The organism is Pseudomonas spelaei, assembly GCF_009724245.1.
Lineage (GTDB): Bacteria > Pseudomonadota > Gammaproteobacteria > Pseudomonadales > Pseudomonadaceae > Aquipseudomonas > Aquipseudomonas spelaei.
The window spans coordinates 113,746-130,174 of sequence record NZ_WNNK01000015.1 but is presented as its reverse complement, the minus strand read 5'-3'; the positions used below and the strand labels follow the sequence as shown (position 1 = coordinate 130,174).

The 16,429-nt window shown below is 61.0% G+C and carries 15 protein-coding genes; 12 read left to right on the top strand and 3 right to left on the bottom strand.

Annotation, left to right across the window (positions count from 1 at the left end):
- Nucleotides 1–91 precede the first annotated feature (91 nt).
- From glyA to fdhA, 7 genes are all read left to right on the top strand, one after another.
- On the top strand, nt 92–1,345 hold the full coding sequence (gene glyA / locus GNF76_RS18270; RefSeq protein WP_155584519.1) for a serine hydroxymethyltransferase: 1,254 nt from the start codon (nt 92–94) through the stop codon (nt 1,343–1,345).
- A 22-nt stretch (nt 1,346–1,367) separates the two neighbouring features.
- The gene (locus GNF76_RS18265) at nt 1,368–2,618 is read left to right on the top strand and encodes a sarcosine oxidase subunit beta family protein (protein ID WP_155584518.1); all 1,251 of its coding nucleotides are present in this window, start codon (nt 1,368–1,370) and stop codon (nt 2,616–2,618) included.
- Nucleotides 2,619–2,633: 15 nt separating this feature from the next.
- A complete protein-coding gene (locus tag GNF76_RS18260) occupies nt 2,634–2,936 on the top strand; it encodes a sarcosine oxidase subunit delta (RefSeq protein ID WP_088423301.1) in 303 nt (100 codons plus the stop codon).
- Entirely contained in the window at nt 2,933–5,950 is a 3,018-nt protein-coding gene (locus tag GNF76_RS18255; RefSeq protein ID WP_155584517.1) for a sarcosine oxidase subunit alpha, read from the top strand. The genes GNF76_RS18260 and GNF76_RS18255 overlap by 4 nt, the downstream gene beginning before the upstream one ends.
- Nucleotides 5,951–6,083: 133 nt before the next feature.
- A complete protein-coding gene (locus GNF76_RS18250) occupies nt 6,084–6,716 on the top strand; it encodes a sarcosine oxidase subunit gamma (protein ID WP_155584516.1) in 633 nt (210 codons plus the stop codon).
- 12 nt (nt 6,717–6,728) lie between these two features.
- Nucleotides 6,729–7,586, top strand: coding sequence for a formyltetrahydrofolate deformylase (gene purU, locus GNF76_RS18245; protein ID WP_155584515.1), 858 nt, complete (start codon nt 6,729–6,731; stop codon nt 7,584–7,586).
- A 197-nt stretch (nt 7,587–7,783) separates the two neighbouring features.
- Nucleotides 7,784–8,983, top strand: coding sequence for a formaldehyde dehydrogenase, glutathione-independent (gene fdhA / locus GNF76_RS18240; RefSeq protein ID WP_088423304.1), 1,200 nt, complete (start codon nt 7,784–7,786; stop codon nt 8,981–8,983).
- A 63-nt stretch (nt 8,984–9,046) separates the two neighbouring features.
- Here the strand turns inward: fdhA and GNF76_RS18235 are convergent, their stop codons facing one another.
- The gene (locus GNF76_RS18235; RefSeq protein WP_155584514.1) at nt 9,047–9,505 is read right to left on the bottom strand and encodes an anti-sigma factor domain-containing protein; all 459 of its coding nucleotides are present in this window, start codon (nt 9,503–9,505) and stop codon (nt 9,047–9,049) included.
- Between the two features lie 313 nt (nt 9,506–9,818).
- On the opposite strand from GNF76_RS18235, the gene GNF76_RS18230 reads away from it, so the two are divergent.
- The gene (locus GNF76_RS18230; protein WP_155584513.1) at nt 9,819–10,388 is read left to right on the top strand and encodes a DUF2780 domain-containing protein; all 570 of its coding nucleotides are present in this window, start codon (nt 9,819–9,821) and stop codon (nt 10,386–10,388) included.
- Here the strand turns inward: GNF76_RS18230 and GNF76_RS18225 are convergent.
- Nucleotides 10,385–11,284 (bottom strand): acyltransferase, encoded by a 900-nt coding sequence (locus GNF76_RS18225; RefSeq protein WP_155584512.1) that lies wholly within the window; start codon nt 11,282–11,284, stop codon nt 10,385–10,387. The genes GNF76_RS18230 and GNF76_RS18225 overlap by 4 nt on opposite strands.
- A 173-nt stretch (nt 11,285–11,457) precedes the next feature.
- On the opposite strand from GNF76_RS18225, the gene rloA2 reads away from it, so the two are divergent.
- From rloA2 to creD, 4 genes are read left to right on the top strand one after another with little or no spacing between them, the layout of a single operon-like run.
- Complete coding sequence (gene rloA2, locus GNF76_RS18220; protein WP_178123400.1) at nt 11,458–11,958, top strand: retropepsin-like aspartic peptidase RloA2; 501 nt, start codon at nt 11,458–11,460, stop codon at nt 11,956–11,958.
- 59 nt (nt 11,959–12,017) lie between these two features.
- Nucleotides 12,018–12,686 carry a two-component system response regulator CreB gene (creB, locus tag GNF76_RS18215; RefSeq protein WP_155584511.1) on the top strand — a complete coding sequence of 223 codons (669 nt, stop codon included), beginning with the start codon at nt 12,018–12,020 and terminating at the stop codon, nt 12,684–12,686.
- On the top strand, nt 12,686–14,125 hold the full coding sequence (gene creC, locus GNF76_RS18210; protein WP_155584510.1) for a two-component system sensor histidine kinase CreC: 1,440 nt from the start codon (nt 12,686–12,688) through the stop codon (nt 14,123–14,125). The genes creB and creC overlap by 1 nt, the downstream gene beginning before the upstream one ends.
- Before the next feature lie 52 nt (nt 14,126–14,177).
- Nucleotides 14,178–15,554, top strand: coding sequence for a cell envelope integrity protein CreD (gene creD, locus GNF76_RS18205; RefSeq protein WP_155584509.1), 1,377 nt, complete (start codon nt 14,178–14,180; stop codon nt 15,552–15,554).
- A gap of 89 nt (nt 15,555–15,643) precedes the next feature.
- On the opposite strand, the gene GNF76_RS18200 is transcribed toward creD, so the two are convergent.
- Nucleotides 15,644–16,273, bottom strand: a complete 630-nt coding sequence (locus GNF76_RS18200; protein WP_155584508.1) for a glutathione S-transferase — start codon at nt 16,271–16,273, stop codon at nt 15,644–15,646.
- Nucleotides 16,274–16,429 lie beyond the last annotated feature (156 nt).

Here is a 16,429-nt window from a genome sequence, read left to right as displayed (position 1 = left end):
TTTGATCTCCCAGCACCAGCCCTACCATCGCATCAAAGGGCTCTGCCGCCGTGCGCGAGCCTCAACAAGACGAAAGGCTGGGAGAGACGCGATGTTCAGCAAGCAAGACCAGATCCAGGGTTATGACGATGCACTGCTGGCGGCCATGAATGCCGAGGAGCAGCGTCAGGAAGATCATATCGAGCTGATCGCGTCAGAGAACTACACCAGCAAACGCGTCATGCAAGCCCAAGGCAGTGGCCTGACCAACAAATACGCCGAAGGCTATCCGGGCAAGCGCTACTACGGTGGCTGCGAGCACGTCGACAAAGTTGAAGCCCTGGCCATCGAGCGCGCCAAGCAGTTGTTCGGTGCTGATTATGCCAACGTGCAACCGCACTCCGGCAGCCAGGCCAACGCTGCGGTGTTTCTCGCGCTGCTGCAAGCCGGCGACACCGTGCTGGGCATGAGCCTGGCCCACGGCGGTCACCTGACTCACGGCGCCAAGGTCAGCTTCTCCGGCAAGCTCTACAACGCCGTGCAGTACGGCATCGACACCGACACGGGCCTGATCAACTACGACGAAGTCGAGCGCCTGGCCGTTGAACACCAGCCGAAAATGATCATCGCCGGCTTCTCCGCTTACTCGAAGACCCTGGACTTCCCGCGCTTCCGTCAGATCGCTGACAAAGTGGGTGCCTACCTGTTCGTCGACATGGCCCACGTCGCCGGCCTGGTCGCCGCCGGCCTGTACCCGAACCCGCTGCCGTACGCCGACGTGGTCACCACCACCACCCACAAGACCCTGCGCGGTCCGCGTGGCGGCCTGATTTTGGCCCGCGCCAACGAAGCGCTGGAAAAGAAATTCAACGCGGCCGTGTTCCCCGGCGGCCAGGGCGGCCCGTTGATGCATGTCATCGCCGGCAAGGCTGTGTGCTTCAAGGAAGCGCTGGAGCCAGGCTTCAAGACGTATCAACAGCAAGTGATCGACAACGCCCAGGCCATGGCCGGCGTGTTTATCAAACGCGGCTACGATGTAGTGTCCGGCGGCACCGATAACCACTTGTTCCTGGTCAGCCTGATCCGTCAGGGCCTCACCGGCAAAGAGGCGGACGCCGCCCTCGGTCGTGCCCACATCACCGTCAACAAGAACGCTGTGCCTAACGATCCACAATCGCCGTTCGTGACCTCGGGCCTGCGCATCGGCACCCCGGCGGTGACCACGCGTGGTTTCAAAGTACCCCAATGCCTGGAGCTGGCCGGCTGGATCTGCGACATCCTCGACAACCTCGGCGACGCCGATGTCGAGGCTAACGTAGCCAAGCACGTGTCTGCCCTGTGCGCTGATTTCCCGGTTTATCGCTGAGCGCGGTTTTGGAGTAATGACTATGCAACGCTACTCGGGCTTCGGCCTCTTCAAGCACTCACTCAGCCATCACGAAAACTGGCAGAAAATGTGGCGCACGCCGACCCCGAAAAAGGTCTACGACGTGGTCATCGTCGGCGGCGGCGGGCATGGTCTGGCGACCGCCTACTACTTGGCCAAAGAGCACGGCATCACCAACGTGGCCGTGGTCGAGAAAGGCTGGCTGGGCGGCGGTAACACCGCGCGCAACACCACGATCGTGCGTTCCAACTACCTGTGGGACGAGTCGGCGCACCTGTACGAACACGCGATGAAGCTGTGGGAAGGCCTGTCTCAGGACCTCAACTACAACGTGATGTTCTCCCAGCGTGGTGTCTACAACCTGTGCCACACCCTGCAGGACATCCGTGATTCCGAGCGTCGTGTCAGCGCCAACCGTCTCAATGGCGTGGACGGCGAACTGCTCGACGCCAAGCAAGTGGCCGACGAGATTCCGTACCTCGACTGCTCGAAAAACACCCGCTACCCGGTCATGGGCGCCACCGTGCAACGTCGCGGCGGCGTGGCCCGTCACGATGCCGTGGCCTGGGGCTTTGCCCGTGCCGCTGACGCACTGGGCGTGGACTTGATCCAGCAGACTGAAGTGATCGGCTTCCGCAAGGAAAACGGCGTGTGCATCGGCGTCGAAACCAACAAGGGCTTTATCGGCGCCAAACGCGTCGGTGTGGTCACTGCCGGTAACTCCGGGCACATGGCAGGCCTTGCGGGCTTTCGCCTGCCGATCGAATCCCACCCGCTGCAAGCGCTGGTGTCGGAGCCGATCAAGCCGATCATCGACAGCGTGATCATGTCCAACGCCGTGCACGGTTACATCAGCCAGTCCGACAAGGGCGACCTGGTGATCGGCGCCGGTATCGACGGCTACAACGGCTACGGCCAGCGCGGCTCGTACCCGGTGATCGAACACACTATCCAGGCCATCGTCGAAATGTTTCCGGTGTTGTCCCGCGTACGCATGAACCGTCAGTGGGGCGGCATCGTCGACACCACGCCGGACGCTTGCCCGATCATCTCCAAGACGCCAGTACCGAACATGTTCTTCAACTGCGGTTGGGGCACCGGCGGCTTCAAGGCCACGCCAGGCTCAGGCAACGTGTTTGCCGCCAGCCTCGCCAAGGGTGAAATGCACCCATTGGCCGCTCCATTCTCCATCGACCGTTTCCACAACGGTGCGCTGATCGACGAACACGGCGCTGCGGCCGTCGCCCACTAACAGGAGAAATTCCCTATGTTGCATATCTTCTGTCCTCACTGTGGCGAACTGCGCTCCGAAGAGGAATTCCACGCCTCCGGCCAAGCGCACATCCCGCGCCCGCTGGACCCGAACACCTGCACCGACGAGCAGTGGGGCGACTACATGTTCTTCCGCGATAACCCCCGCGGCCTGCACCACGAACTGTGGATTCACGCCGCCGGTTGCCGCCAGTACTTCAACGCGACCCGCGACACTGTGACCTACGAAATTCTTGAAACCTACAAGATAGGCACCAAGCCGCAATTCACCGCCAAGGCTTCTGGAGAGAAGGTATGAGCCAGATCAATCGCCTGTCCAACGGTGGCCGGATCGACCGCAACAAAGTCCTGAGCTTCACCTTCAATGGCCAGAGCTACAAAGGCTTTGAAGGCGACACCTTGGCCGCAGCGCTGCTGGCCAACGGCGTCGACATCATTGGTCGCAGCTTCAAGTATTCGCGCCCGCGCGGCATCTTCGCGGCCGGTGCTGAAGAGCCAAACGCGGTGCTGCAGATTGGCGCTACCGAAGCCACGCAAATCCCCAACGTGCGTGCCACGCAACAGGCGCTGTACCAGGGGTTGGTTGCCACCAGCACCAACGGCTGGCCGAGCGTGAACAACGACATGATGGGCATTCTCGGCAAGGTCGGCGGCAAGCTGATGCCGCCAGGCTTCTACTACAAAACCTTCATGTACCCGCAATCGTTCTGGATGACCTACGAGAAGTACATCCGCAAGGCCGCAGGCCTGGGTCGCTCGCCGACCGAGAACGATCCGGACACCTACGACTACATGAATCGTCATTGCGACGTGCTGATTGTCGGCGCCGGCCCTGCGGGTCTGTCCGCTGCCTTGGCCGCTGCGCGCAGTGGTGCTCGGGTGATCCTCGCCGATGAGCAGGAAGAGTTTGGCGGATCCTTGCTCGATTCGCGCGAAAGCCTCGACGGCAAGCCGGCATCCGAGTGGGTAGCCAGCGTCATCGCCGAACTGAAATCCCTGCCGGACGTGGTGCTGCTGCCCCGCGCTACCGTCAACGGCTACCACGACCATAACTTCCTGACCATTCACGAGCGCCTCACCGATCACCTCGGCGACCGTGCGCCGATTGGCCAGGTGCGTCAGCGCATTCACCGTATTCGCGCCAAGCGCGTGGTGCTGGCGACCGGTGCGTGCGAGCGTCCGCTGGTGTACGGCAACAACGACGTGCCGGGTAACATGCTGGCCGGTGCGGTCTCGACTTACGTGCGCCGTTACGGCGTGGCGCCGGGCAAAAAACTGGTGCTGTCGACTAACAACGATCACGCCTACCGCGTGGCGCTGGACTGGTTCGACGCTGGCCTCACCGTTGTGGCTGTGGCCGATGCTCGCCATAACCCGCGCGGCGCTCTGGTTGAAGAAGCGCGGGCCAAAGGTATTCGCATCCTCACCGGCAGCGCCGTGATCGAAGCCCGTGGCAGCAAGCACGTCACCGGCGCCCGCGTCGCAGCCATCGACGTCAAGGCGCATAAAGTCACCAGCCCAGGTGAGTGGCTGGAGTGCGATCTGGTGGCCAGCTCCGGTGGCTACAGCCCGGTGGTTCACCTGGCCTCGCACCTGGGCGGCAAGCCGACCTGGCGTGAAGACATCCTCGGTTTTGTGCCGGGCGAAGCACCGCAGAAACGTGTGTGTGTCGGCGGTATCAATGGTGTCTATGGCCTCGGTGATTCCCTGGCGGACGGTTTTGAAGGCGGCGTGCGCGCGGCCAGCGAAGCTGGTTTTGCGCCGGTGGAAGGCGTGTTGCCCAAAGCCCTGAGCCGCCTGGAAGAATCGACCCTGGCGCTGTTCCAGGTGCCGCATGAAAAAGCCACTGCACGGGCGCCGAAGCAATTTGTCGACCTGCAAAACGACGTCACCGCCGCTGCCATTGAGCTGGCTACCCGCGAAGGTTTCGAGTCGGTAGAACACGTCAAACGTTATACCGCGCTGGGCTTCGGCACCGACCAGGGCAAGCTCGGCAACGTCAACGGGCTGGCCATCGCCGCCCGTTCGCTGAACGTGACCATCCCGCAGATGGGCACCACCATGTTCCGCCCCAACTACACGCCGGTGACCTTCGGCGCGGTAGCCGGCCGGCACTGTGGGCACATCTTTGAGCCGGTACGCTACACCGCGCTGCAAGCCTGGCACGTGAAAAACGGTGCCGAGTTTGAAGACGTTGGCCAGTGGAAACGCCCATGGTACTTCCCGCGCAACGGCGAAGACCTGCACGCTGCCGTCAAACGCGAATGCCTGGCGGTGCGCGACAGCGTTGGCCTGCTGGATGCGTCGACCCTCGGCAAGATCGACATTCAAGGCCCGGATGCGCGCGAGTTCCTCAACCGCATCTACAGCAACGCCTGGACCAAGCTCGACGTGGGCAAGGCGCGCTATGGCCTGATGTGCAAGGAAGACGGGATGGTCTTCGACGACGGCGTAACTGCCTGCCTCGCCGACAACCACTTCCTGATGACCACCACCACCGGCGGCGCAGCGCGCGTGTTGCAGTGGCTGGAAATCTACCAACAGACCGAATGGCCAGACCTCAAGGTGTACTTCACCTCGGTCACTGACCACTGGGCGACCATGACCTTGTCCGGCCCCAACAGCCGCAAGTTGCTGGCTGAAGTCACCGACATCGACCTGGACAAGGACGGCTTCCCGTTCATGACCTGGAAAGAAGGGTTGGTCGGTGGTGTGCCAGCGCGGGTGTTCCGGATCTCGTTTACCGGTGAGCTGTCGTACGAAGTCAACGTGCAGGCCGACTACGCCATGGGCGTGCTGGAGCAGATCGTCGAGGCGGGCAAGAAGTACAACCTGACCCCTTACGGCACCGAGACCATGCACGTGCTGCGGGCGGAGAAGGGTTTCATCATCGTTGGGCAAGACACCGACGGCTCGATGACCCCCGACGACCTGAACATGGGCTGGTGCGTAGGCCGTACCAAACCGTTCTCGTGGATTGGCTGGCGCGGGATGAATCGCGAAGACTGCGTGCGTGAAGACCGCAAGCAACTGGTGGGCTTGAAGCCGATCGATCCGAACGTGTGGCTGCCGGAAGGTGCTCAGTTGGTGTTCGATCCGAAGCAGACGATCCCGATGAAGATGGTCGGTCACGTCACCTCAAGTTATGCCCATAACTCCCTTGGCTATTCGTTTGCCATGGGTGTGGTCAAGGGTGGCTTGAAGCGTATCGGCGAGCGGGTGTTTGCACCGCTGGCGGATGGCAGCGTGATCGAGGCGGAGATTGTTTCTTCGGTGTTCTTTGACCCTAAAGGCGACCGCCAGAACATCTGACGGACCGAGTCGCCTGCATCGCAGGCAAGCCAGCTCCCACATTTGGAATGCATTCCCCTGTGGGAGCTGGGCTTGCCCGCGATGGGGCCAGGCCAGTCACCGCAAGACCTACAGAATTCAACACAGGTGCTTTATGACAGCAGCCAATGTTTACCAACAACGTCCCACCTCCGGAGCCAAGGCCGAGTCGTCGCTGCATCATGCCGACCTCGCCAGCCTTGCAGGCAAGGGTCGCAAGAATGCCGGCGTGACCGTGCGTGAAAAGAAACTCCTCGGCCACCTGACCCTTCGTGGCGATGGCCATGACGCGGCCTTCGCCGCAGGTGTACACAAGGCCCTGGGCATCGAACTGCCTGGTGCCCTGGCGGTCATCGTCAAAGGTGAAACCAGCCTGCAATGGCTTGGCCCGGATGAGTGGTTGCTGGTGGTGCCGAGCGGTGAAGAATTCGCCGCCGAGAAACGCTTGCGTGAGGCGTTGGGCGACCTGCATATCCAGATCGTCAACGTCAGCGGTGGCCAGCAGATCCTGGAACTCAGCGGCCCGAACGTGCGCGATGTGCTGATGAAGTCCACCAGCTACGACGTGCATCCCGACAACTTCCCTGTGGGCAAGGCAATTGGCACGGTGTTCGCCAAGTCACAGTTGGTGATTCGTCATACTGCTGAAGACACCTGGGAGCTGGTGATTCGTCGCAGCTTCTCGGACTACTGGTGGCTGTGGTTGCAGGATGCGGCGGCTGAGTATGGTTTAAGCGTCCAGGCCTAAGGGAGTCAAATGATGAGCCGCGCACCCGATACATGGATTTTGACTGCCGATTGCCCCAGCGTGCTCGGCACGGTGGACGCGGTGACCCGCTATCTGTTCGAGCAGGGCTGCTACGTCACCGAACATCACTCCTTCGATGACCGGCTCTCGGGCCGGTTCTTCATCCGTGTGGAGTTCCGTCAGCCCGATGGCTTCGACGAACAAGGTTTCCGTGAAGGCTTGGCCGCACGTGGTGAAACCTTCGGCATGATCTTTGAGCTGACTGCGCCGAACTACCGACCCAAAGTGGTGATCATGGTCTCCAAGGCCGATCACTGCCTCAACGATTTGCTCTATCGCCAGCGCATCGGCCAACTGTCCATGGACGTGGTCGCTGTGGTCTCCAACCACCCCGACCTCAAGCCCCTGGCCGACTGGCACCAGATTCCTTACCACCACTTCCCCCTGGACCCTAACGACAAACCGTCGCAGGAGCGTCAGGTGTGGCAGGTGATCGAAGCGTCCGGCGCTGAACTGGTGATCCTTGCCCGCTACATGCAAGTGCTGTCACCGGAACTGTGTCGCAAGCTCGATGGCAAGGCCATCAATATCCATCACTCCCTGTTGCCCGGTTTCAAGGGTGCCAAGCCTTATCACCAGGCGTACAACAAGGGCGTGAAGCTGGTAGGCGCCACGGCGCATTACATCAATAACGACCTGGACGAAGGCCCGATCATCGCCCAGGGCGTGGAGGTGGTGGACCACAGTCACTACCCGGAAGACTTGGTCGCCAAGGGGCGGGATATCGAAGGCCTGACGTTGGCCCGGGCGGTGGGGTATCACATTGAGCGGAGGGTGTTTTTGAACGCCAATCGCACGGTTGTTCTTTAGATCGCCATCGCAGGCAAGTCGAATCGTCGCACCGCAGCTCCCACATGTTGATTTGTGAATGCATTCAAATGTGGGAGCGGGCTTGCCTGCGATGAGGCCCGAACAAGCAACACAAGAAACAGCATCTGTACCCGAGCATTTAACGCGCTGCCTGCCTGGGCGACGCGGTTCCATAAAAACAACAGCGAGGTGAAAGCATGTCTGGTAATCGTGGTGTCGTGTATCTCGGCAACGGCAAGGTCGAAGTACAGAAAATCGACTATCCCAAAATGCAGGACCCCCGTGGCAGGAAGATTGAGCACGGCGTCATCCTGCGCGTGGTGTCCACCAACATCTGCGGCTCCGACCAACACATGGTGCGCGGCCGTACCACGGCTCAGACCGGCCTGGTGCTGGGTCACGAGATCACCGGCGAAGTGATCGAGAAGGGCAGCGACGTCGAGAACCTGAAAATCGGTGACCTGGTCTCCGTACCCTTCAACGTTGCGTGCGGGCGTTGCCGCTCCTGTAAGGAAATGCACACTGGCGTCTGCCTGAGCGTCAACCCGGCGCGTCCGGGCGGTGCTTATGGCTACGTCGACATGGGCGACTGGACCGGTGGCCAAGCTGAATACGCGCTGGTGCCTTACGCGGACTTCAACCTGCTGAAACTGCCGGACCGCGACCGCGCCATGGAGAAAATCCGTGACCTGACGTGCCTGTCCGACATCCTGCCGACCGGCTACCACGGCGCAGTGACCGCTGGGGTTGGGCCAGGCAGCACTGTTTATGTGGCGGGTGCCGGGCCTGTCGGTCTGGCGGCGGCAGCCTCTGCTCGCCTGTTGGGCGCAGCGGTGGTGATCATCGGCGACGTGAACCCGATCCGCCTGGCTCACGCCAAGGCCCAGGGTTTCGAAATTGCCGACCTGTCCAAGGACACACCGCTGCACGAGCAAATCGCGGCGCTGCTGGGCGAGCCGGAAGTCGATTGCGCAGTCGATGCGGTGGGCTTCGAAGCCCGTGGTCACGGGCATGATGGCGTCAAACATGAAGCCCCGGCTACGGTGCTCAACTCGCTGATGGGCGTGGTTCGGGTGGCCGGTAAGATCGGTATTCCCGGTCTGTACGTCACCGAAGACCCAGGTGCTGTCGACGCCGCCGCGAAAATGGGCAGCCTGAGCATTCGCTTCGGCCTGGGCTGGGCCAAGTCTCACAGTTTCCACACCGGGCAAACGCCGGTGATGAAGTACAACCGCCAGTTGATGCAGGCAATCATGTGGGACCGCATCAAGATTGCCGACATCGTGGGCGTGGAGGTCATCAGCCTGGATGACGCACCGCGTGGTTACGGCGAGTTCGATGCAGGCGTGCCGAAGAAGTTTGTGATTGATCCGCACAAGTTGTTCAGCGCGGCGTAAGCGTCAGGCAAACAAAAGGGCGACCCGAAGGTCGCCCTTTTTGCGTCTGCTGGCTGCAAGCGCTTAGCGAACCGCCAATGCACCTTGATACACCGTAGGGCCGGTTGGTTGCTTGCTCACCGATCCACCCTTGGTTTCTGAACTCACCAGCAGTTCAACCGGCTTGCTGATGGTTTCCTGCTGGCGTGGGTTCAGGCCAATGATGCCTTTGCCGTCTTCGGGCAGCAGGCCCAGCGAGACGGGAGCACCGTCGGCGGGAATGGCCCACAGCTCAAGGCTGCGATCAGGCTCCGGCGCTGTTGAAGCAATCGGTTTTACTTCCAGGTAATCCTTGTGAGCCATGATCTGGGCGGCTGGTTGCTGCGTGGTGCTGACCAGGGTGGCGGCAGACTTGACGTTATCTTGGGTGTAGATCGCCCCACCGATACCGGCGGCGACAACGAGGCAGGCACCGACGAATAGGCGAGGGCGGTTCCAGAATGAAGGTTTGTGTTCAATCACATGGGAGTCGGTCGCAGTCATTAGGCTATTCCTGACAGGGGGTGAGTTCGGCGCACTGGCGGCAAAAAGAAGGCAGATGAGGCCGCTGCCGAAGGTCGTTAGTGGCTCTTTGCTCGTAGGCTAGTCGAGTTTTGCAGTACTGCCATTGACCTTGAGATAGGCAATGGGTTCCTGACTCGACCGGTCAGTCCGTCGCCTGCGATACCGTCAGTAGCGAATACAGGTTCCTGAACTAATCTGTCTGCGGGAACAATCCCTGGTAAACCCCAGTCCAACAGCTGCTTTGTCCCACCCGGTGTAGACCGGTGGGTTCATGAATCAAGAGGTTGTCTCGATGAAGATTTCACGCGGTTTTGCCCTGTCCTGCCTGTTGACCGTGGCGGCCAGCCCGGTGTTTGCGGCAGGTTTTAGCCTCGATGACGTATCCAAGGCCGTGTCTGCGGCTCAAGGTGGCGACAAGGCGGCTGCCGCTGCGCCGACGTCACAAACGGCGGGTTTGCTGGGCGCCCTGACTTCGCAATTGAACGTGACGCCAGAGCAGGCCGTTGGCGGCACCGGCGCGATGCTGGGCCTGGCCAAGAATAAGCTGGGCGGCGGTGATTACTCACAACTGACCAAGAGCGTGCCGGGCCTGGACAAACTGTCTGGCAGCAACTCGCTGGGCAGCCTGGGCGCCCTGAGCGGCATGCTCGGCCAGAGCGGTGGCAGCAAGACTTCGGGCCTGGACGGTGTGTTGGGTAACGTGAAGGACACCAGCGACCTGAACACCGCCTTCAGCGCGCTGGGCATGGACGACAGCATGGTCGGCAAGTTTGCCCCGGTGATCCTCCAGTACCTGGGCGGTCAGGGCGCCAGTACTTCAGTGCTGGGCAAGCTGGGCAGCCTGTGGGGCGTCGGCGGTTAACGGCCCTCTGCGCGTAACGCTTCGATACGCGCATCCTTCTCCATCCAGAGCTGGTTGACCCAGTTCTGGACGGTCTGGCGAAACGCCGGATCGTTCTCGTAATCCCCCTGCCACAACGCTGGATCCAGCTCGCGGGTGCGGATATCAATAATGACTTTCGGCACCGCGCCACTGATCAAATCCCAGAATCCTGGAATCTTCTCTTGCTGCGTTTGTGATGGATAGACCACGGTCACGTCGAGGATCGCGTCCAGCTGTTCGCCCATGGCGGCCAGCACAAACGCCACGCCGCCGGCCTTGGGCTTGAGCAGGCGTTTGAAGGGTGAAGCCTGCTGTTGGCGCTTGGCCTCACTGAACCGCGTACCTTCCAGGTAGTTGACCACCGTCACCGGCTGGCGCTTGAACAGCTCGCAGGCTTCCTTGGTGATCTTCAGGTCCTGGCCCGCCAGTTCCGGGTGCTTGGCCAGGAATGCCTTGCTGTAGCGCTTCATGAACGGGTAATCCAGCGCCCACCAGGCCAGGCCCAGGAAGGGCACCCAGATCAGTTCCTTTTTCAGGAAGAACTTGAAGAACGGCGTGCGGCGATTGAGGCTCTGGATCAGCGCCGGGATATCGACCCACGACTGGTGGTTGCTGATCACCAGATAGGAGGTATCGCCCCGCAGGTTGTCACCGCCGCGAATGTCCCATTGAGTGGGGGTGCACAGGGTGAAGATCAGTTTGTCGATCTCGGCCCAGGTTTCAGCGATCCACATCACCGCCTTTGATGCATAGTCGCGAAAGCGACCGGGAGCCACCAGTTTGAGCAGGGCAAACACCATCAGCGGCCCGAACAAGACCAGGGTGTTGAGCAATAACAGCAATGTGACGAAACAGCCGGTGAGCAGGCGGCGCATAAGTAACTCTTGGAATCATTTTGGCGCAACATCATAAGCAGCTTCTGCCATGAGGCCAAATCGCAAATAAGCAGATGAATGTTTCACAATGTGCTGAGTATGCTGGAGGCCTCTAACTAAGGCCTGTTTTTGCGGTCTAGAATTTGCCTACCTATTTCAAGGAAACCACCTACGTGAAATCCATCCTTGCCTTGCTAGCCCTTGTCGCGCTCCCGGTCATGGCCGCCGAGCCAACCCTGTACGGGCGTTACGAATACATCCAACTGCCGGAAATCGGTGAAACCTTCAAGGCCAAGATGGATACCGGCGCGCTGACGGCCTCGCTGTCGGCCCAGAATATCGAGACCTTTACCCGTGACGGTGAGGACTGGGTGCGTTTTCGCGTGAGCGGCAAGGACACCAGCAACAAGGTCTACGAGCATAAAGTCGCGCGGATCAGCAAGATCAAGAGCCGCGCCGACGAAGACGAAGACAAGGACGAAGCCACCGTCGCCAAGCGTCCGGTGATTGACCTGGAAATGTGCCTGGGCAACGTCAAGCGTACCGTCGAGGTCAACCTGACCGACCGCAGCAGCTTCAACTACCCGCTGCTGATCGGCGCCAAGGCCCTGCGCGAGTTTGGCGCAGCGGTGAACCCGGCCCGGCGTTACACCGCCGACAAACCTGACTGCTGATTGACGCCCGTGCAGGCTTGGGGCACCGTCTCAGCTTTGCTCTCCAGTGCTCGGACGCCATGCCTCATATCCTGATTGTCGAAGACGAAGCGGCGATAGCCGATACGCTGATTTTCGCCCTGCAAGGCGAAGGCTTCACCACCACCTGGCTGAGCCTCGGCGCGTCTGCGCTTGAGCATCAGCGCCAGACCCCGGCGGACCTGATCATCCTCGACATTGGCTTGCCGGACATCAGCGGTTTTGAGACCTGCAAGCAACTGCGTCGTTTCAGCGAAGTACCGGTGATCTTCCTCAGCGCCCGGGACGCGGAGATTGATCGGGTGGTGGGCCTGGAGATTGGCGCCGATGACTACGTGGTCAAACCCTTCAGCCCTCGGGAGGTCGCGGCGCGGGTGCGGGCGATCCTCAAGCGGGTTACACCGGGTGCCGCGCCAGCCGTGTTCCAGGTGGACCTGGAACGCGTGCAGATCAGCTATCGGGGGCAACCGTTGAGCCTGACCCGCCATGAATTCCGTCTCTTGAACTGCTTGCTGGAGCAGCCCGAGCGCGTCTTCAGTCGCGAACAACTGCTGGACGCGGTGGGCGTCGCCGCCGATGCCGGCTACGAGCGCAATATCGACAGCCACATCAAAAGCCTGCGCAGCAAGTTACGCAGCGTGGCGCCCGACGCCGAACCGATCCAGACCCATCGCGGCCTGGGCTACAGCTTCAGTCCGGGCCATAGCTGATGCGCCTGGGCATTCGGTTTTTCCTGGTCTATGCGCTGTTTATCGGCCTGACCGGCTACTTCGTGCTCAACACGGTGATGAAGGAAATCCGCCCTGGCGTGCGTCAATCCACCGAAGAAACCCTGGTAGACACCGCTAACCTGCTGGCCGAGGTCCTGCGCAAAGACGTCAAGGACGGCACTCTCGGCCAGAGCCACTGGCCAGAGCTGCTCAAGGCCTACGGCAGTCGTCAGCCCGGCGCCACGATCTGGGGCTTGCCGAAGAATCAGGTTAACCATCGCATCTATGTCACCGACGCCAAGGGCATGGTGCTGCTGGACTCCACGGGCGAAGCGGTGGGGCAGGACTATTCGAAGTGGAACGATGTGTACCTGACGTTGCGCGGCGAATACGGTGCCCGCTCAACCCGCAGCGAGCTCGATGACCCGGCGTCGTCAGTGATGCACGTTGGTGCGCCGATCCGCGATAACGGGCAGATCATCGGCGTGGTCACCGTGGCCAAACCCAATAGCTCGTTGCAACCCTATGTGGATCGTACCGAGAACCGCCTGCTGTGGTACGGCGCCGGGCTGGTGGGCCTGGGCCTGCTGTTTGGCGCGCTGCTGTCGTGGTGGTTGAGTGTTGCGTTGCGCAGGCTTACGGCCTACGCCCAGGCCGTGAGTGAAGGTCGTCGCGCCGAGTTGCCGCATTATCGCGGTGGCGAGTTGGAGCAGTTGTCCACTGCCGTCGAACACATGCGCACCCAGCTGGAGGGCAAGGCCTACGTCGAGCGTTATGTGCACACCCTGACCCACGAGCTGAAAAGCCCGCTGGCGGCGATTCGCGGGGCGGCAGAGCTGTTGCAGGGTGATATGTCCCACGCTCAGCAGCAGCGCTTCGTCAGCAATATCGACAGTGAAAGTGCACGCTTGCAGCAGTTGATCGAGCGGCTGTTGAACCTGGCCCAGGTCGAGCAACGCCAAGGCCTGGAAGACCAGACCCGCGTACCGTTGGCGACGCTGGTGGACGAAGTGCTGCAGGCCCAGTGCGCGCGGATCGAAAGCGCAGGTTTGCAGGTTGAACAGTCGATTACGGAGGAGGTGAGGGTGTTCGGCGAGCCCTTCCTGCTGCGCCAGGCGCTGGGTAATCTGCTGGAGAATGCCCTGGATTTCACTCCACCCGGTGGCGCTCTGCGTTTCAGTGCCCAGGTGTGTGACGGGGGCGTGGTGTTCAGCTTGTTCAACCAGGCCGAACCGATTCCCGAGTACGCCTTGCCGCGCCTCAGTGAACGTTTCTATTCCCTGCCGCGGCCGTCCAGCGGCCGTAAAAGCACGGGCCTGGGCCTCAACTTTGTCGAGGAAGTCATGAAGCTGCACGGCGGCTCATTACAGATAGGCAACGTGCCGGGCGGCGTGCAGGTGGTGCTGCATCTCCACACAGTCTCCACACTCCCTACATAAATCCCCCACACGCTCCTCCCAGACTCTCCCTCATTCAAACAGGGAGAGATCCATGAACCGCAGCCTGCTATTCAAACTTGGCGCCATTGCGCTGCTGATCTTGTTGTTGCTGATTCCGTTGCTGATGATCAACGGCATCATCAGTGACCGTCAGCAGTTGCGCGACGGCGTGTTGATGGACATTGCCCGCAGCTCCAGCTACAGCCAGCGCCTCAGCGGGCCGGTGATGGTGGTGCCTTATCGCAAGACCGTTCGTGAGTGGAAGCTCAATGAAAAGCTCAATAAGCGCTACGAAGAGACCCGGGAAGTGCGCGGTCGTCTGTATTTCCTGCCGGAGCACTTTGAGCTCGACGGCCAGGTGCAAACCGAACTGCGGTCCCGGGGCATCTACCAGGCACGGCTGTTCCATGCCGACAACCGCATCAGCGGGCGCTTTGTGTTGCCGGCGCAGTTGGGCATCAGTGAAAACTTTGCCGATTACCAGTTTGATCAGGCGTTTCTGGCGGTGGGCATCAGCGATATTCGCGGCATCGAAAATGCGTTGAAACTGGAGGTGGGCACCCAACGGCTGGAGTTTTCACCGGGGACCCAAGTGGGTTGGCTGGGAGAGGGCGTGCACGTGATGCTGCCCGAGCAGGACAGCAAGAAACCTGCGCCCCTGGACTTCGCCTTTGACCTTCGCCTGCAAGGCACCGAGCAGTTGCAAGTGGTGCCCGTGGGCAAGACCAGTCAGGTGAAGCTGACATCCAACTGGCCGCATCCGAGCTTTATCGGCAACTTCCTGCCGGCCCAGCGAGAGGTCACCGACAAAGGCTTCACCGCCAACTGGCAGACCTCGTTTTTCTCCACCAACCTGGAAGAAGCCTTGCGCGGTTGCCTGTCGGAACGAGGTTGTGAGGACTTCAACGACCGCAGCTTCGGCGTGAACTTTATCGACCCGGTGGATCAGTACCTCAAGAGCGACCGGGCGATCAAATATGCGCTGCTGTTTATCGCCCTGACCTTTGCCGGCTTCTTCCTGTTCGAGGTGCTCAAGAGCCTGGCGGTGCACCCGATCCAGTACGCGTTGGTGGGGGTGGCCCTGGCGTTTTTCTACCTGCTGCTGTTGTCATTGTCCGAACATATCGGCTTCGCTCTGGCGTACCTGTTATCGGCCAGTGCGTGTGTATTGCTGATCGGCTTTTACGTCTGCCATGTACTGCGCAGCCTGGCCCATGGCCTGGGGTTTTCGGCAGGGTTGGCGGCGTTGTATGGCTTGCTGTATGGGTTGTTGAGTGCCGAGGATTACGCGCTGTTGATGGGGTCACTGCTGCTGTTCGGCCTGCTGGGCACGGTGATGGTGCTGACGCGCAAACTGGATTGGTATGGCGTGGGCAAGCGCAAGAGTGCCGAACCGCTGGTGTTTGACCTGGAGGCGGCCCATGAGTAGGTCATTGGGGTTACGCGAGGATCATCAGGTGAGGGAGCGGCTGGTGGCAAGGATTGCTGCGTTGTTCCCCCCGCCACACAAACCTGTGGTCAAGCCGGCGGCTGGGTTGCCAGCATCGACGGCCGCAGGCATACCTCGGCATACCAGGCCGCGAGCTTCGGATGGCTGGACCGCCATTCCAGATCCGGGTGGCGGTAATCCAGGTAACCCAGGGCACACGCGACACTAATAGCGGCGACGTCAAAATGGCTGGCCAGTTCAGCGATGGCGTCCTGTTCCAGCATGCCGAGGGCACGACGGATCTTGTTGCGTTGTTCCTCCAGCCATTGCTCCCAATGCTTTTCAACCGGGCGCAGGGCGGTTTCATAACGCACCACTACGGACGCATCCATGATCCCGTCGGCCGTCGAGGCCAGGGTCAGGCGCCGCCAGCGGGCGGAGCCGTCACGGGGGATCAGCGGGTTGCCGACGTGCTGGTAGTCGAAGTAGTCGAAGATCACTCGGCTGTCGTGTATCACGCTGCCATCGGCCAGACGCAGGGCCGGAATCTTGCCCAGCGGGTTGCCGTCGTTCAACTGCTCGATCGGGTTGATCGGCGTGACCAGCACGGTCTGCAGGGCTACGCGCTCCTGCTGGCCGGTCTCGTGGAGCAGCACCAGGACTTTACGCACGAAAGGTGAGGCAGGGTTGTGGAACAACGTCATGCTGGGAGCGGACATGGAGATTCCTCGGAGAAGGGCAGCCTTAGCCTAGACAGTTGTAGGGCGGCTGACGAGGTGCTCGCTGGAATATTTTCGGTGCTTCTGAGGACCCCATCGCGGGCAAGCCCGGCTCCCACAGTTGACCTCACTCTACCTGACCCACACGGTCACTGT

Excerpts from the sequence above, each read along its gene's own strand:
- GNF76_RS18255 (WP_155584517.1), top strand. The coding sequence starts at position 2,933 with ATGAGCCAGATCAATCGCCTGTCCAACGGTGGCCGGATCGACCGCAAC.
- creD (WP_155584509.1), top strand. The coding sequence starts at position 14,178 with ATGAACCGCAGCCTGCTATTCAAACTTGGCGCCATTGCGCTGCTGATC.
- creB (WP_155584511.1), top strand. The coding sequence starts at position 12,018 with ATGCCTCATATCCTGATTGTCGAAGACGAAGCGGCGATAGCCGATACG.
- purU (WP_155584515.1), top strand. The coding sequence starts at position 6,729 with ATGAGCCGCGCACCCGATACATGGATTTTGACTGCCGATTGCCCCAGC.
- GNF76_RS18250 (WP_155584516.1), top strand. The coding sequence starts at position 6,084 with ATGACAGCAGCCAATGTTTACCAACAACGTCCCACCTCCGGAGCCAAG.
- GNF76_RS18235 (WP_155584514.1), bottom strand. The coding sequence starts at position 9,505 with ATGACTGCGACCGACTCCCATGTGATTGAACACAAACCTTCATTCTGG.
- GNF76_RS18200 (WP_155584508.1), bottom strand. The coding sequence starts at position 16,273 with ATGTCCGCTCCCAGCATGACGTTGTTCCACAACCCTGCCTCACCTTTC.
- creC (WP_155584510.1), top strand. The coding sequence starts at position 12,686 with ATGCGCCTGGGCATTCGGTTTTTCCTGGTCTATGCGCTGTTTATCGGC.
- GNF76_RS18230 (WP_155584513.1), top strand. The coding sequence starts at position 9,819 with ATGAAGATTTCACGCGGTTTTGCCCTGTCCTGCCTGTTGACCGTGGCG.
- GNF76_RS18225 (WP_155584512.1), bottom strand. The coding sequence starts at position 11,284 with ATGCGCCGCCTGCTCACCGGCTGTTTCGTCACATTGCTGTTATTGCTC.
- fdhA (WP_088423304.1), top strand. The coding sequence starts at position 7,784 with ATGTCTGGTAATCGTGGTGTCGTGTATCTCGGCAACGGCAAGGTCGAA.
- GNF76_RS18265 (WP_155584518.1), top strand. The coding sequence starts at position 1,368 with ATGCAACGCTACTCGGGCTTCGGCCTCTTCAAGCACTCACTCAGCCAT.
- glyA (WP_155584519.1), top strand. The coding sequence starts at position 92 with ATGTTCAGCAAGCAAGACCAGATCCAGGGTTATGACGATGCACTGCTG.
- GNF76_RS18260 (WP_088423301.1), top strand. The coding sequence starts at position 2,634 with ATGTTGCATATCTTCTGTCCTCACTGTGGCGAACTGCGCTCCGAAGAG.